Annotated in this window: 15 protein-coding genes; 7 read left to right on the top strand and 8 right to left on the bottom strand. The window is 57.3% G+C overall.

Translation table 11 applies throughout. The features are described from left to right. The 3 genes from VEV40_RS07850 to VEV40_RS07840 form a co-directional block, all read right to left on the bottom strand. Positions 1-185: SRPBCC domain-containing protein (locus tag VEV40_RS07850; RefSeq protein WP_324831376.1), on the bottom strand; the 185-nt coding region annotated here is incomplete at its 3' end. Beyond that, positions 166-513, bottom strand: coding sequence for a metalloregulator ArsR/SmtB family transcription factor (locus tag VEV40_RS07845; protein ID WP_324831379.1), 348 nt, complete (start codon positions 511-513; stop codon positions 166-168). The genes VEV40_RS07850 and VEV40_RS07845, both read right to left, overlap by 20 nt. Before the next feature lie 229 nt (positions 514-742). Beyond that, positions 743-1,570: a hypothetical protein gene (locus VEV40_RS07840; RefSeq protein ID WP_324831374.1), complete on the bottom strand. Its 828-nt coding sequence runs from the start codon at positions 1,568-1,570 to the stop codon at positions 743-745. Between the two features lie 132 nt (positions 1,571-1,702). On the opposite strand from VEV40_RS07840, the gene VEV40_RS07835 reads away from it, so the two are divergent. Continuing rightward, complete coding sequence (locus VEV40_RS07835; RefSeq protein ID WP_324831372.1) at positions 1,703-3,157, top strand: PLP-dependent aminotransferase family protein; 1,455 nt, start codon at positions 1,703-1,705, stop codon at positions 3,155-3,157. A 132-nt stretch (positions 3,158-3,289) separates the two neighbouring features. After that, positions 3,290-4,672 carry a DNA recombination protein RmuC gene (gene rmuC, locus VEV40_RS07830; RefSeq protein WP_324831370.1) on the top strand — a complete coding sequence of 461 codons (1,383 nt, stop codon included), beginning with the start codon at positions 3,290-3,292 and terminating at the stop codon, positions 4,670-4,672. Here rmuC and VEV40_RS07825 read toward each other — a convergent pair. Then, positions 4,669-4,920, bottom strand: a complete 252-nt coding sequence (locus VEV40_RS07825) for a hypothetical protein (protein WP_324831368.1) — start codon at positions 4,918-4,920, stop codon at positions 4,669-4,671. The genes rmuC and VEV40_RS07825 overlap by 4 nt on opposite strands. Positions 4,921-5,007: 87 nt before the next feature. After that, the gene (locus VEV40_RS07820; protein WP_324831367.1) at positions 5,008-5,574 is read right to left on the bottom strand and encodes an HIT domain-containing protein; all 567 of its coding nucleotides are present in this window, start codon (positions 5,572-5,574) and stop codon (positions 5,008-5,010) included. A 289-nt stretch (positions 5,575-5,863) separates the two neighbouring features. On the opposite strand from VEV40_RS07820, the gene VEV40_RS07815 reads away from it, so the two are divergent. After that, positions 5,864-7,894: an ATP-dependent DNA helicase RecQ gene (locus VEV40_RS07815; RefSeq protein WP_324831366.1), complete on the top strand. Its 2,031-nt coding sequence runs from the start codon at positions 5,864-5,866 to the stop codon at positions 7,892-7,894. A gap of 1 nt (position 7,895) precedes the next feature. Here the strand turns inward: VEV40_RS07815 and VEV40_RS07810 are convergent, their stop codons facing one another. Then, positions 7,896-9,236 (bottom strand): alpha/beta hydrolase, encoded by a 1,341-nt coding sequence (locus VEV40_RS07810; RefSeq protein WP_324831365.1) that lies wholly within the window; start codon positions 9,234-9,236, stop codon positions 7,896-7,898. A 474-nt stretch (positions 9,237-9,710) separates the two neighbouring features. On the opposite strand from VEV40_RS07810, the gene VEV40_RS07805 reads away from it, so the two are divergent. Next, positions 9,711-11,600, top strand: a complete 1,890-nt coding sequence (locus VEV40_RS07805) for a 30S ribosomal protein S1 (RefSeq protein ID WP_324831378.1) — start codon at positions 9,711-9,713, stop codon at positions 11,598-11,600. A gap of 63 nt (positions 11,601-11,663) precedes the next feature. On the opposite strand, the gene VEV40_RS07800 is transcribed toward VEV40_RS07805, so the two are convergent. Beyond that, positions 11,664-11,810 carry a hypothetical protein gene (locus tag VEV40_RS07800; protein WP_324831363.1) on the bottom strand — a complete coding sequence of 49 codons (147 nt, stop codon included), beginning with the start codon at positions 11,808-11,810 and terminating at the stop codon, positions 11,664-11,666. A 141-nt stretch (positions 11,811-11,951) separates the two neighbouring features. Between VEV40_RS07800 and VEV40_RS07795 the strand changes: the two genes are divergently transcribed. The 3 genes from VEV40_RS07795 to VEV40_RS07785 all read left to right on the top strand — a co-directional run bounded on the left by VEV40_RS07795 (position 11,952) and on the right by VEV40_RS07785 (position 14,061). Then, a complete protein-coding gene (locus VEV40_RS07795; protein ID WP_324831361.1) occupies positions 11,952-12,236 on the top strand; it encodes a hypothetical protein in 285 nt (94 codons plus the stop codon). Between the two features lie 171 nt (positions 12,237-12,407). Then, the gene (locus VEV40_RS07790) at positions 12,408-13,190 is read left to right on the top strand and encodes an enoyl-CoA hydratase-related protein (RefSeq protein WP_324831359.1); all 783 of its coding nucleotides are present in this window, start codon (positions 12,408-12,410) and stop codon (positions 13,188-13,190) included. A 301-nt stretch (positions 13,191-13,491) separates the two neighbouring features. Next, positions 13,492-14,061, top strand: a complete 570-nt coding sequence (locus VEV40_RS07785; protein WP_324831358.1) for a hypothetical protein — start codon at positions 13,492-13,494, stop codon at positions 14,059-14,061. Positions 14,062-14,068: 7 nt separating this feature from the next. Here the strand turns inward: VEV40_RS07785 and VEV40_RS07780 are convergent, their stop codons facing one another. Beyond that, complete coding sequence (locus tag VEV40_RS07780; RefSeq protein ID WP_324831357.1) at positions 14,069-15,001, bottom strand: tetratricopeptide repeat protein; 933 nt, start codon at positions 14,999-15,001, stop codon at positions 14,069-14,071. Positions 15,002-15,011: the final 10 nt, after the last annotated feature.

Raw genomic sequence — 15,011 nt, 5'->3', positions numbered from 1 at the left:
CAGCAGAGAAATTTCCCCCCAACGCGAAAATCCATCTGGCAAACGGGCGCAGTAAAGCCCTTCGGCCCCCACCACTGCATCACGTACTTCGGGTCTGTCCACGCCTTCCAAACTAACTCGCGTGGGGCATCAAAAACTCTTGTAACGACCATCCGCTCAATTTCGCTAACCGTGTTTTCTGTCATCTCCGACCTCCTCTTTCTTCATTTGCTTTACAACTGCATCCAGTTTGTCGAAACTCTCTTCCCAGAACTGGCGGTAGCTGATCGCCCAGTCGCTGACTGTCTTAATCGCCTCTGGTCTAAGCGTGCACACACTCTCTCGTCCACGCTTCGTCTTGATCACAATCCGCGCCCGCACCAGGCAGGCAATATGTTTTGAAATCATCTGCTGCGAGAGTGCAAACGGCGCCGCCAAGCCATGCACAGAGGCAGGCCCGCGGGAGAGCCTCTCGACCATCGCCCGCCGGGTTGGATCAGACAAGGCCGCAAATGTTGTGCCCAAACAATCCACAACCATATGGTAGTGGGTTTTCTTTAAATGTCAATCGAAATTCTCCCGATCCCAGTTTTCTCTTCCCTGATCTCCGAACCCTGAAACCCGCGCGACGAGTGCAAATCGCCGGTGCACTCATTGAGCCATGATCGACACCTTGGAGGTGCGCTCAATGACTGCATTGTCCTGAAGTCATCAACCGGGACGGATGCGATCTTAATGCCCGTCGACGATTACGCGTTACTAATCACGCAACAACCGGATCGGGCCGTGACATGGCAACATTCCCCGCAGGGTCGATTCGTCCTCGACCGATGCGGCTTGCGAGAAACTCGGCGAATATTAAGCATGCCCCTATCGCAGCGAGATTGTAGACGGCGGCACCCCATGTCCCCTGATTATGCAGCCGGATAAAAATGGGAGGAATTTCTACTAGCGGTTCAAACAGCAACAGCGTCAAGGCAAGAAGCCTGGCGGCCAGAACATCTTTGATCCCAGAGCAAATTGCACTTCCGGCCAGGGTGAAGGCGATTCCGGTTAATGCTGCCCAAAAATATCCAAACCGCATCCAGTGCGGGACAATGCTCGCGAAGACGCGCAGGCCAACAAGGTGGGCTAAGCCAAAGACGACAGGGGGCAATCCCAACATCCAACGTGCTGCGATCGCTGCTCTCGCTTGCAACCGGGAATCCGGTAAGGCGGTGGACGCATAAATGATTGCTGCCGGAGAGACCAACATTAATTGTTGCGCAAGCCCGAAGGAGATGCCGATTAAGATGTCGATTCGCCAGCCAAGCGCATGGATTCCGGCATAGTAGCGGGGCAGCCAAAATGCCGCGAAAATCAAGTATGCGATGGCGGATGCCGCGGCGCCAACGCGTGCGCTGCGCCGCCACAGGATTGCAAGACCAGCCGCGACCAGCCAGACGCCCGCGATGCAGGCCAGTATATGTTGGCCGGGAACTTTCCCCAGAGATTTGATGGGCTGATGGGAGGCATCGAATTCACGCCACACGATATCCAGAATGCCGGTGAGAGCGGTGCCTACGCCATAGAACCAAACTCCAACTTTCATCTGTTGATCTCCCATGAGTCTCCCAGCGAGAAGCCAGACGATACCTGCGTTTCTCGACTTCAGAACTGATACTATGGCCGCAGTGGTACATCAAACAGAGCCATTTTCGTAAAATCTATTGGACCATTTGAGATGCCCAAAGCCGTTAGCTCGTTCGAACTCACTCTCAAAAGCCAGCCGCGCCATCAGACCCTGACCCATTGGTTGTATGGCGAACTGCGCTCTGCCATTCTTGAGGGCCGGCTCGCGCCGGGCGCCAGACTGCCGGCATCCAGAGACTTTGCCCGCCAGTATGAACTCTCCCGGGGCACGGTCGTCAGCGTTCTGGAGCGTTTACAAGCCGAGGGGTATATTACCTCCCGTGTCGGATTCGGTACATGGGTCAACCGTGTGGAAGCGCCCCGGCCGGCCCGCCAGGCAACTACGACACCGGCATACATTCGTCGCGTCATTTCGACTTATAAACGGCCGCAACCCTGGGTTGATCAGGCTTTTGTTGACGCGATCCGCCCCTTTCGGATCGGTGTACCAGCGATCAACGAATTCCCGTCCGAGGTTTGGGGACGCATCGCCGCAAACCGGTCACGTAATTTCAGGTCATGGTTAAAGAAAGAGGCTGACCGGCGCGGGTATCGGCCATTGCGGGATGCAATCGCCGAGTATTTGCGCACGTCACGCGGGGTGCGATGCACTGCGGAGCAAATCGTCATCGTTTCCGGAATACAACAGGCACTCGATCTGCTGGCGCGGCTGCTCCTGAAAAGGGGTGATCCGATATGGATGGAGGACCCCGGATATTTCGGCGCCAGAATCGCGTTCGACAATGCCGGAGCCAGAATGATTGCCGTGCCAGTGAACGAGGAAGGGCTGTCTGTTTCCGCCGGACTGAAGATCTGTCCGGATGCGAAGGGAGCCTACGTAACGCCAGCCCATCAATTCCCGCTGGGTATAATGATGTCGCTGGAACGGCGGATGGCCCTTCTTAGGTGGGCCTCGCGCGCCGGGGCTTTTGTTATCGAAGATGACTATGACAGCGAATACAGGTTTGAGGGACCGCCTGTGCCTGCCCTGCAAAGTCTCGACAATCACTCAAGCGTTATCTTCATTGGATCGTTCAGCAAGACGCTGTTCCCAGCCTTGCGCGTCGGCTATGTCGTATTGCCTGCGCCGTTAATAGATCATTTCCTGGGTTTTCGCTACCGGACAGATTTCCGGAATTCATCCTTTGACCAGGCGGTGCTCTGCGACTTCATCGTCGATGGACATCACGCGCGCCATCTGCGGCGGATGCGGAATCTGTATGCGGAGCGCCTCGCAATGCTCATGGAAGGCGCCAGGCAACATCTGGGGGGGCTGCTTGAGATCTCGATCGCCAGGGCTGGGCTCTGCACGATCGGCTACCTTAAGAACGGAATGACTTCAGCACAGGCTGAAAAGATGGCCGCAGCCCAGGGTGTTGAGGTCCTTGGCGTCGATCGATGCACTTTGAGGCGTCCTGATCCGAATGCGCTGGTCCTCGGCTTTGGCGGATTCGACGAGCTTGCGATACGGCAAGGACTCATTCGACTCGCAAAGGCATTGAGCTAGGGCCTGTTAGCACGATTAGAACGAGCAGCGTTGCGAGTGGAAAACGGGCAAGACGAGGCGAAGTCTGAAGGATTTGGCGGATCCAAATTGAGCGCCGTGCTTTGTTTGTATTTCAGTGGCAGTATAGTCGCTATGCTCCTTATTGCAGTCGTCGCGTTGCTTGCCGTTTTTCTGGGGATTGTTGCTGGTTACTGGATTCGCGGCCGGAGCGCGCAGTCCAAGCTTTCCGCCGCGGCACGAAATAGTGAAAATCTGGCAGCTCAACTGGAAGAAAGCGGGGCTTCGTTGACACAGGCGCAGAAGGAAGTCTCGGATCTGCGGGTGGCAAAGGCGAAGTTGGAAGTGCAGTTGACCGCCGAGCAGGAGGCCCTGAAACAAGCTCGCGCCAGCCTTGAAGACAGCTTCCGCAGCACGGCGTCGCGCGTTTTGAATGAGAACAGCCAGGCATTCCTCCAGCTCGCGCGCCAGGAATTGGGGAAACAGCAGCAGACTGCCGGAAATCAACTCGACCAGAAAGAAAAAGCCATTGAAAACCTGCTGAAACCGGTGCGGGATACGCTCGACAAGCTCCAGCAGGGCACACAGGATCTCGAAGTAAAACGCGAAGGAGCATACCAGTCGCTCAAGGGCTTGATTGAAGGCATGCAAAGCTCGCACGCCGACCTGCGGCGGGAGACTTCGCAGCTTGTCCTCGCCTTGCGCGCGCCTAAAGTACGCGGCAACTGGGGCGAATTGCAACTGAAGCGATGCATTGAATTCGCCGGCATGGTGGAACACGCTTCGTTCGACATGGAAGTGTTTGTACGCGGCGACGAAGGTGCCATCAAGCCGGATTGCGTGGTCCACCTGCCGAATGACCGCACCATCGTCATCGACGTGAAAACGCCTTTCGACGCTTTTCTCGACGCGATGAGCACAAACGATGAAGCGACGCGCTCTCTTAAGCTCGCCGCCCACGCAGCGCGTGTTCGCGAGCACCTGGCGGCCTTGTCAGCGAAATCTTACTGGAAGCAATTCAAGACCAGCCCTGACTTTGTAGTCTGTTTTCTTTCAAGCGAAGTGCTTTTCAGCGCGGCCCTCGAACAGGACCCAGGTCTGATTGAGTTCGGCAGCAGCTCCAACGTCATTCTCGCTACGCCTACGACTCTCATTGCATTGCTCAGGGCCGTTGCTTACGGTTGGCAGCAACTGGAAGTAACAAAAAATGCTGTGGCCATTCGCGAGGTAGGTGAAAAGCTATACGACAAGCTCTCAACCACGCAAGAGCACTTCTCGCGCATGGGCAGTGCTTTACAGAGCACTGTCAGGAACTACAACAATCTGGTTGGCAGCGTCGAGGGCCGAGGCAGCGTCTTCACTTACGCTCGTAAGCTGCATGAGCTTCACATTGGCCAAGAAGAACTACCGGAGATCGACATGCTCGAATCAGTCACGCGCGAACTGCAGGCAGAAGACTGGAAGGGTGAAGAGAAAGACGAGGAGCCCGGCGACTCTCTCTTCCCAAAACTCGGCTAGCCATTATTTTTCTTTTCGTTCTCGCCTGTAAATGAGCCGGCAGAGTGCAGGCCAGCGGGCAGATCGGGATGGCGTTCCGCATCCCGGCGCTCAGTGGTCTTTCTCAGCAGACGGCGCTGTTCTTCAGTCCCGGCCCCGGTCAGCAGGGCCTCATCAAGTTGTACGCCAGTCGGAGCGGATCTCTTGGCTGAAGCATGTTCCTCTACTCTTTGAGTAGATGGGCTTTTCTTAACGGCGTTTCTTGGCATGATCCACCTCCATGAATCAGGATCGTCAGGCCTGTTTTAATTTGGATGCGAAAGGAGTCAGAAAGCGTGGCCGCTTACGTCGGTCAGTCATTTTTTCAGGAAGTTTTCCCGGACACGTTGCCATGTTGTTTCAAGGTCTTCCGGCAGGACGCGCGTCTCACCCACCACAGTCATGAAATTAGTGTCACCCGTCCAGCGGGGAAGAATGTGCAGGTGTAAGTGCCCCTGGACCCCGGCGCCTGCTGATTTGCCAAGATTCAATCCCAGGTTGATGCCGTCGGGATGATAGGTGCTGCCGAGGACGTTTTCCAGTCGCTGTGCCATATCCATCAATTCATGCGCAATCTCAGGTGGAAGAGCGGCAAGCGAGCTCTCGTGTGCGAAGGGCAGCACCATCACATGGCCCGAGGTATAGGGATAGCGATTGAGGACAACATAAGTGTTTTTGCTGCGATGCACGATGAGCGCGGCTTTTTCCGCCTGCTCGCGGGTCATGCCGTGGGCCTCGGCATATTCCACTGCGGCAATGAGATTGCAGAAGACGCACCCCATATCACCCGGCCACGTAGACAACTCATCCGGCACGCCCTGTCGTTTTGCATTGTCGGCGGTCGTGACGTAGGTGTAACGCCACGGTGTCCACAGGTGGTCCATAGGCATTGAGTATAACGAGGGGCCTGCTAACCCTAATAGGGCGGACAGCGTCGCGCGCCAAAATCCGGTCAGACGAGGCAGAGTCCGAAGGCTGTGGCGGCCCCACCGTCGAGGACGATAACGAAGTATGGCCGGATTTTGGCCGCAACCCGGAGGGAGAGGGCGGATTTTCCCGATTGCTTCGTCCCTCGTCGCTAAAATACGCCCGGTATTCGTCGCTCCTCACTTCTCGCACTCGAAAAAATCCGCTCCTCTCGCTGCCGCCCTATTAGGGTTAGCAGGCCCCAGGATGCCGCATACTGGACTCATGCCTTCGGCGCAACTCACTGAACTGCTGGCGCGCAAATTCGGCTTCGCAGCGTTTCGCGCGAACCAGGAAGCGGTATGCCGCGCTGCAGTCGATGGCCGAGACGTGCTGCTGGTGATGCCCACCGGAGCCGGCAAGTCGCTCTGCTATCAGTTGCCTGCTATTGCCCGCGGAGGAACAGGGCTGGTCATTAGTCCGCTCATAGCATTGATGGACGACCAGGCGGCGAAGCTCACGTCATTGGGGTTGAGAGCCGCGCGTATTCACTCCGGTCTTGACCGCGAGATGTCGCGGCAGGCTTGCCGCGAATACCTAGGAGGAGCGCTCGATTTCCTCTTCATCGCGCCGGAGCGGCTGCGGGTGCTGGGCTTTCCTGAAATGCTGGCGAAGCGCAAGCCCGCTCTGATTGCCATTGACGAGGCGCACTGCATCTCGCAATGGGGACACGACTTCCGCCCCGACTATCGGTTGCTCGGAGGCTATCTGCCCGCATTGCGGCCCGCTCCTGTAGTTGCGCTTACGGCGACAGCCACGCCTGTCGTCCAGGACGACATCGTCTCGCAACTGCGGCTGCACGACCCGGCCAGGTTCATTCACGGCTTTCGCAGAAGCAATCTGGCCGTAGAAGTGGTCGAGGTCTCGAAGCCGAAGCGCTCACAGCTGGCTCTCACTTTGTTGAAGCCTCAGGAACGACGCCCCGCCATCGTCTACGCGCCCACGCGCAAGGAAGCCGAGGCGCTGGCGGTTGAGCTTTCGCAGAGCTTTTCGACCGCCGCCTATCACGCCGGCATGGAGCCGAACCACAGAGAGCGCGTCCAGCACGAATTCCTCGCCGGAAAACTTGAAGCCGTGGTCGCGACCATCGCTTTCGGCATGGGTATCGACAAGCCGGACATCCGCACTGTCATCCACACCGCGCTTCCGGGCAGTCTGGAAGGCTATTACCAGGAGATAGGCCGCGCGGGACGCGATGGCAAGCCGAGCCGGACGGTCCTGATGCACTCCTACGCCGACCGCCGCACGCACGATTTCTTCTACGAGCGCGACTATCCGCCGATCGAAGACCTCGACCTGATCTTCCGCAAACTCGGCGCAAATCCGCGCCACAAGGACGAGCTCGCCGAATTGCTGAACTCGAAGCTCGAAGACGATATATTTGCCACCGCGCTCGACAAACTGATGACCCACGGCGGAGCACGCATTGACTTTGACGGCAACGTCGTCCGCGGCGATACTGGCTGGCGCCAGCCCTATCTCTCGCAATCGAACCAGCGCATGGCGCAGCTTGACCGCGTGATGCGCTATGCCGAGTCGCGCCAATGCCGCATGGCGCAACTGGTTCGCCACTTCGGCGACGAAGACGATGGCCGTCGCGCCTGCGGTCAGTGCGACGTCTGCTTACCGGAACACGCAGTTGCCCAGCGCTTTCGGCCTCTCGACAAAACCGAGAATGCGCTCATATTCGACATAGCGCGTGCTTTGCGCTTCGGCGGATCGAAATCAACCGGCAAGCTGCATCAGGAGTTGTGCGCTGCCAACCATGTCAGCCGCGACCACTTTGAAGAACTGCTCGGAGCCATGTGCGGCGCGGGGTTCCTCGCAATCGAAGATGCCAGCTTTGAGAAAGAGGGCCGCACGATCGCCTACCGCAAGACGAGCCTGACGCGCGAAGGCGAAGAGATGAATGACGCCGATACTGCTGCCATCCTGATGCGGGCCAGCGGCGAAGAGACCGCTCCTGTGCCTGCGAAGCGCAGAAAAGTCAAAGATGCGAAGGTAGAAATACCGCTCTCCGCCGAAGCTACTACGCTCGAAGAAAAGCTGCGGGCGTGGCGGCGCGAGGAATCGGGCAGGCTGGGCCAGCCCGCCTTCTTCGTTTTCTCCGACCGCACGCTACGGGCTATCGCCGCAGAGCGCCCGCGCACGCAGGAAGACCTGCTTGCCGTGGATGGAATCGGCCCGGCGAAAGTGGCGAAGTTCGGCGCCGCGGTCTGCGCCATCTGTGCGGAATAGGTTATTTCGCGTCGGCCTCGCGGTTCACAATCGACACGCGGAATAGAGGCTTTGATTTTTCTGCCGGATCCATCTCAAAGATCTGAGATGTCCGCGCAGGATCGTAATCGCGCCAGAGCCAGATCATCTCCTCTGGAAACTCCGCCGCGCCGTGGCCCGAGTTGTGCGTCCCTTTGCCGAAGCTGAAGTGAAAATCATAGCCCTTCAGCTTGAGCGCATTGGCCATGCGGATATTCGCCAGCGGCCAGCTCCCATAGCGGTCGTTCTCCTGGTCATTAGCCCCGTCCTGCAGCCAGACGCGAATGTTGCGCTTCGGTTCGCGCAGAATCTTTTCCGGATAATCCTGGCCACCGTCGGGAATATCAGGCTGCTCCTTCCACTGGATGCTGGCGAAGCTGCCAATCCAGCTGATGACGCGGCTGAACTCATCGGGCATCTGCCACGCCGCGTTGAAGGAACAGATTCCGCCCGACGAAAGCCCGGTGATCGCATGGCTGTAAGCATCTTTACGGATGTTGTACTTCGCCGTGACGTCCGCCAGCATTTCATCGCGCAAAAAGCGCGCGTACCGGTCGCTCACAGTGTCGTAAAGCGTGCTGCGCATTGAGTCCTTGAGCGTGCGGTGCCACTTGTCCGAATACCCCTTCACGAAGTTGTAAGTTGGCGTGCTCGGCGAATCACTGATGTCTCCGGGATTGATGAAGACGCAGATCATCACCGGAATTTTCTTCTCTGCGATCAGGTTGTCGATGACATTGAGAGCGGGATTGTTGCCGTCGCGGTCCGTATACCCGCCGCCGTCCTGGAAGACCATGAGCGCGGCGGGGACTTTTGGATCATATTGCGCGGGCACATAAATCCAGTACTCGCTCTTCATGCCGTCATAGATTTTGCTGGTGTGGATGATCTTTTGCGAAAGCGTCCCCGAGGGCACGCCCGGTTGCAGGTAGGAAAGCGGGCTAAAGGCAGGCAGATCGAGCTTTCCTCCGAATGGTGCGCCATTAACGATGTAGTGAAACGAGTGCAGCGTGCCTACCGGTTCGATGTGTGCCGTCGCGTACCAAAGATCAGAATCTGAAAGATGCTTCATCTGCGCGGCAGCGTCCGCATCGACGATTAATGATGGCTGCGAAGGAGCTTCAACAGCAAAAAAGAAATCCGGCCCATGCCCGGCCCATGCCGTGCCTTCCTGCAAGTCTTTGGCTTCAAAGGTGGATTGGATGGCATCGCGGAGTAGAGGGCTGTTAGCTTTGGCGAGATCAATCAGCTGCGGAGCAGAAAGCTTGTCTGCCGCGAATGCAGAGATTACAAGACAGAACGGGAGTACAGCGCTTTTCCACATAGCGCGCATTCTAAGGCCACGCTACATGCGGCGAATCGAAACTTTTTTCTGTGACCTGTCACAAAGACCAGGGCTGCACTATATTTGGTGCAATTCTTAAAAGAACAGGCCTGCATTCCGCAAAAAATCGTTACAGGCCCATTGCAACTGCGTGAATCTAAGGCGGATGAATTGACACTCTCAGCGCACAGTTCTATGCTGTTTTCATGGGCCTATGCGCGCGGGATTCATGCGTAGGTCTATAATCGCCGCTCCTGCATGTTCCTGCCTGGCGGATGTTCCCAAACCGGAGACTGATTCATTCCAGTGTCTCCCCCTTTGCGGCCTTCCGTCTGCGCCAATCATCCCGGTGTGACGATTCCCGAATCTTCGCCGAGCAGCCCGGAATCAAAAGCTATGAGCGAAGATGGCTGCAATACGCAGAGGCGGAACTTCGGGGCCGCCGACTTGGGTCCCACTTTTGAGCTGGCTGTTATGGCAGACGTCCTAAATCCTGAACAAACCGAGAGCAATCCTCTGAACACCGAACTTGAAACCCCAACGCTGGAAACCGCGACGGAGCACGCCGAGCCGTCCATCGAAACCACCCATAACCCGGAAGCCAATTCCGCCGAATCCCCTTCTATAGAGACCGAACATCCTGCTGCTGCGCCTGAGCACCACGAAGACGAGGCCGACTTGAACAGCATGGAAGATTTTGCCGCCGTGCTCGAGTCCTTTGACCGCGAGCAAGCTGCCGAAGCGGCAGCCCAGGCGTCGTTTGACGATACCCATATCGTGTCCGGCACCGTGATCAAGCTGACCGATAAGCATGTCGTCGTCGATGTCGGTCTGAAGTCGGAAGGTCTGATTCCCCTCGAGCAGGTGGTTGACCACACTGGTCAATCCAAGCTGCACCCCGGCGATACGGTTGAAGTCGTCGTCGAGCGCGAAGAGGCCGAAGGCGGATATCTGTTGAGTTACGACAAGGCTCAGCGGCACCGCGTATGGGACACCATCGAGAAGGCGGCCAGCGAGAAGTCCATTTTGACAGGCACGGTTCTCGGGCGCGTAAAAGGCGGCTTGACAGTCGATATTGGCATTAAGGCGTTTCTGCCCGGCTCGCAGCTTGAGATTCGTCCTGTCCGCAATCTCGATGCTTATATCGGCCAGCAGATCGAAGTCCGCGTCATCAAGCTGAACAAGAAACGCGGCAACGTGGTCGTCTCCCGCAAGGAGCTTCTGGAAGAAGAGCAGACAGAAAAACGCTCAAAAACCCTGGAGCATCTTGAAGAGGGCAGCATCCTCACCGGAACGGTCAAGAACCTCACCGACTACGGCGCATTTGTTGACCTCGGCGGCATTGACGGCCTGCTGCACATCACCGACATGTCATGGGGGCGCTTGACGCACCCGCGCGATCTGGTCAATGTCGGCGACGAAATTCAAGTAAAAGTCCTCAAGTTCGACAAAGACAAGCAACGCGTCTCGCTCGGCTTCAAGCAGCTCACGCCCGATCCGTGGCTCGACGCCGTGGAGCGCTACCCGATCGGCGCCCGCGTGCGTGGCCGTGTCCTCAGCGTCACCGATTACGGCGCATTCGTTGAACTGGAGCAGGGCATCGAAGGCCTGGTCCACGTCTCTGAGATGACCTGGTCGAAGCGGATGAAGCATCCGTCGAAGCTGGTCAAGCCGGGCGATGAAGTTGAGACTGTAATCCTTGCCGTCAACCCGGGCGACCGACGCATTTCGCTGGGCATGAAGCAGTTGCTCGAAAATCCCTGGGAGCATCTGGTCGAGCGCTATCCGGCAGGAACCAACGTTGAGGGCCGGGTTCGCAATCTGACCGACTTCGGCGCGTTCATCGAGATCGAGGACGGCATCGACGGTCTGGTACACGTCTCCAACCTAAGCTGGACCAAGCGCGTCAAGCATCCTTCTGAAGTCCTGAAAAAGGGCGAAAAAGTGAAAGCTGTGGTGCTAGGAGTAGAGCCGGAAAATCGGCGCCTCTCGCTCGGCATCAAGCAGCTCCAGCCCGATGTCTGGGAGACGTTCTTCGCCCAGCATCGCGTGGGCGATGTGGTCCACGGCAAGGTCCTGCGGTCAGCGCAGTTCGGCTCGTTTGTCGAGATTTCCGAGGGCGTTGAAGGTCTGTGCCACGTTTCCGAGGCTACGGACAATCACGGCGCTCCCGTAAAGCTCGAAGCAGGCCAGGAGCACGACTTTAAGATCATCAAGATGAATCAGGATGAGAAGAAAGTCGGCCTCAGCCTCCGCGCCGTCGGCGAAGAAGCCAGCCGCGCCGATGTGGAAGCCTACAAGCAGCCAGTTTCCAGCTCAACGACAACGCTCGGCGACCTGGTGAATTGGAAGCGCGAACAGTAAGCTGTTCTCAACCCAAAACGCCACCTCCGGGTGGCGTTTTGGCCTTCTGATTGGGGAATAACCTCAGGTATTCGTTACGGCACGGATTACCTCAGGTACTACTTCCCTGACGACAATTGGAACTACGAGCCACGCTACATATGCCGCAAGCGCCAGGAACGGTGCCACTACCAGACTCATCATCAGATAGCTGAATCGAATCGTATTCATGAGGAAATTCCTCTTCTTCTAAATACGAAGCTGAAAAGGTTCCGTTCCCTATTTTCCGAAAAGAATCAGTCTGATGAGGATTCACGCAGCCCAAGGCGGCGCCCCGCCAAGAATCGCTGCGCCTGACATATGAGCAGCTCCGTGCCACGCAGGAACATTGAAGGCTTTCTCCGGATGAACCGTCGTCTCGACGCTCTCCGCGTGGTGCTGGTCGAGAGTATCAACAACCATTTGCCGCGCTTTCTCACGCTCTTCCTGGGACTTGCATTCGAAGTAGAGGGCATAATTTTGCCCACAGATCTTGCACTGAAGATCGGCTGGTTCGGCTGTTGCCAGGCAAAAAACCTGCATATATCTCCTTCGGAAAGCGATGGGAGCTTCGACTTACCGGGTCTTTTCTTTGGATGCGGCGAAGAAGGAAATTAAATGTTGATAACCGCTGCCCTCATCAACATTTGGAGAATTTTTATCCCGTGCCTTCTTTGGGGGACTGTAGATACTCCCACATGGGCGAATAAAAAATCAAGCTTTTAAGCTGGCTCACCCGGCTGTTTCGTGTTTCAGACCTCGCATCGTGCTAGACTCAGCGGTTCACTTATGAGCTACGAGAATATCCTGGTTGAAGTGCGTGATGTCGTCGCTGTCGTCACGTTGAACCGCCCTAAAGTGTTGAATGCGCTGAATGCGGCCACCCTCACGGAACTGGGCACGGCGATCGAAGAGCTGGCGGCAAATGCGGCGATACGCGCGATTCTACTGACTGGCGCAGGCGAGAAGGCCTTTGCCGCGGGCGCCGACATTCACGAACTGGCGAAAGTGTCGGCGATTGATGGGCAGGCTCTCGCCGCTCGCGGTCAGCATTTGTTTGACCGGATTGAGACCTGCGGCAAGCCGGTGATTGCCTGCATCAACGGCTTTGCGTTGGGCGGAGGGTGCGAACTGGCGCTGGCCTGCACCTTCAGGATTGCAAGCGAGACGGCCAAGTTCGGGCAGCCGGAGGTTAAGCTGGGGCTGATTCCCGGCTATGGCGGGTCACAGCGGCTATCGCGGCTGGTGGGCAAAGGCGCAGCACTCAAGATGATCCTGACAGGCGAGATGGTTCCGGCGCTGGAGGCGTTGCGGATCGGGCTGGTTGAAGAAGTGGTGACGCTCGACCAACTGCTCGCGCGCGGCGAGCAGATTGCGCGAACCATTGCGGCACAGGCTCCGCTGGCAGTGTCGAAGAGTCTCGAAGCCGTTCATGCCGGGTACGACTTGCCGCTGCGGCAGGCGCTTGATCTGGAGGCGGGATTGTTTGGATTGTGCTGCGCAACGGAAGACAAGGCGGAGGGGACGAAGGCGTTTCTGGAGAAGCGCGCGGCGCAGTGGAAAGGCCGATAAAAAAGAGCGCAGTGGTAGTGGAACCACTGCGCGTAAGGAGGCCAACATTTTCCGGATCTAGAACCCCGATTTCATTTGGCTTCGATAGTCTTAAAGCGCAAAGTAAATGGTTTTACTAATCCGTGCCGACATTAGGCACTCCCCGGATTTCGGTTGTCAAGTAAATGTTTTCGGGAATTTTCCGGCAGGAATGAATTCTATTCGCAATCAGGAAGTAGTAAACACCCGGTTTCCCGCCAGGCGAAACGGGGAATCTTCGCAGGCAGGGTAATGCGCGTACTTGATATTCTGCTCTGTGGTAATGCTTAGAGATCGTTTTACTGCCCTTGTACTTGGCTTTGTTCTGATATTTGTCGCCGTCTCGGGATGCCGGCGTTCAAAAACCGCCGCGCCGGGTACTCCTGAAGCAGCCGCGCAGGCGAAGGCCGAGGCGCAGGCTGCTGCGAAGAAATTGGATGCGGCTCGTCTCGAGCTGGAACAGATTCCCCCGCCAGCCAAGAGCCACTACATGGCCATTCATACCAAAGAGAGCTGGAGTAATCCTTTCCTGATTGTGGGTGCAAAGAACGTGACGCTGCGCGCCATGTCACCCGATCTGACCAGCAACACAGCGATTCCAAGCGCGATGTTGAAGCCGGCAAGGGCGCGGCAGCAGGAACTGGATATCCGGTTGAGCGATTTGCCGGATGCGCTGGGAGCACTTCCGCCGGAAGACTGGCCCTACGGGCGAGTAATCGCCGTTGAAGAGGACCCGTCTGAGACGCGCGCGAACCGGATCGCAGTCCGAAGAAACGTGGAGACGACCATGCAGCTACTGGGGAATCTGAGCATGGTGATTTACGAGTGGCCAGTGAGCGGACCGGGCCGATAGGGAAATCCTAAACAAGTTTGAGAGCAGGTGGGGTGCGCTGAATGCGGACGTGTGTCCTGGACGAGCGATGGACGATGGCCAGCTTTTCACGATCCAGGATTTTACGCTGCTGTCCACGTGCGTGGTTCGCCCACGGGCCGGTGTTGTCTAGCTTAAGATAGGCTGTCCAGTGGCGCAGTGCTTTGCGGCGCTGTCCAATGCGCTCATAAGCTAGAGCCAGGTTGTAGTGCGCATCCGCGTAGGTGGGAACGAGCCGGATCGCCGATCGGTAGGCTTCAATGGCTTCCGGGAGATGCTGCAGTTCATCGAGCACATTGCCGAGATCAAAAAAAGCGAGCGCGTATTCGGGATCGACGGCTGCGGCCTGGCGGTAAAGCCGCTCGGCTTCAAGAAACTGGCGCTGGTTGTAGTGGATGGTGCCGAGGTTGATACAAGCCGGCGCATGCATCGGATCAAGTAGGAGAATTTCTCCGTAGAGAGCGGTTGCTTCAGTGATTTTGTGGGCTTCTTCGCAATGGACGGCTTCAAGGAAGAGGCTGTTGGCGCGGGCTTCGCGCTGGTCTGTATTGATAGCGGTCGCGTCAAGGGCAGTAGGTCCACGGCTGCTGCCTGCGTCGAAGTCGAAAACGAACTGGCGGGCGATCGGCTCCATCGCCGCGCCGGAATGTCGAAAGATAAGGCGCGAGCCGCGGCGCGTCGTTCCTGCCTCAAGCAATGGGTTCGCCATGCCGGAGACGGAGCGCATGGCTGTGACTGACGCGCTGATTTTCGCGGCCGTAAGGCGCGTTGCGCGCAGGTCGCGCAGCTTACTTATCTGGACTAGATCCTGGAACGAATAGGACTCGGAACGGGCAATAAGGCCGCTGTGCTCCCATCCGCTCAACTGCCTGGGATGGATGCGAAGGATACGCAACACGTCCTGACGGTTATACGGGTTCACAGGGCGAACC

The sequence above is a fragment of the Alloacidobacterium sp. genome (assembly GCF_035631355.1).
Lineage (GTDB): Bacteria > Acidobacteriota > Terriglobia > Terriglobales > Acidobacteriaceae > Alloacidobacterium.
The sequence above is the reverse complement of the archived record's forward strand: the minus strand, read 5'-3'. Positions and strand labels throughout refer to the sequence as shown.

Excerpts from the sequence above, each read along its gene's own strand:
- VEV40_RS07840 (WP_324831374.1), bottom strand. The coding sequence starts at position 1,570 with ATGAAAGTTGGAGTTTGGTTCTATGGCGTAGGCACCGCTCTCACCGGC.
- VEV40_RS07835 (WP_324831372.1), top strand. The coding sequence starts at position 1,703 with ATGCCCAAAGCCGTTAGCTCGTTCGAACTCACTCTCAAAAGCCAGCCG.
- rmuC (WP_324831370.1), top strand. The coding sequence starts at position 3,290 with ATGCTCCTTATTGCAGTCGTCGCGTTGCTTGCCGTTTTTCTGGGGATT.
- VEV40_RS07825 (WP_324831368.1), bottom strand. The coding sequence starts at position 4,920 with ATGCCAAGAAACGCCGTTAAGAAAAGCCCATCTACTCAAAGAGTAGAG.
- VEV40_RS07820 (WP_324831367.1), bottom strand. The coding sequence starts at position 5,574 with ATGGACCACCTGTGGACACCGTGGCGTTACACCTACGTCACGACCGCC.
- VEV40_RS07815 (WP_324831366.1), top strand. The coding sequence starts at position 5,864 with ATGCCGCATACTGGACTCATGCCTTCGGCGCAACTCACTGAACTGCTG.
- VEV40_RS07810 (WP_324831365.1), bottom strand. The coding sequence starts at position 9,236 with ATGTGGAAAAGCGCTGTACTCCCGTTCTGTCTTGTAATCTCTGCATTC.
- VEV40_RS07805 (WP_324831378.1), top strand. The coding sequence starts at position 9,711 with ATGGCAGACGTCCTAAATCCTGAACAAACCGAGAGCAATCCTCTGAAC.
- VEV40_RS07800 (WP_324831363.1), bottom strand. The coding sequence starts at position 11,810 with ATGAATACGATTCGATTCAGCTATCTGATGATGAGTCTGGTAGTGGCA.
- VEV40_RS07790 (WP_324831359.1), top strand. The coding sequence starts at position 12,408 with ATGAGCTACGAGAATATCCTGGTTGAAGTGCGTGATGTCGTCGCTGTC.
- VEV40_RS07785 (WP_324831358.1), top strand. The coding sequence starts at position 13,492 with ATGCTTAGAGATCGTTTTACTGCCCTTGTACTTGGCTTTGTTCTGATA.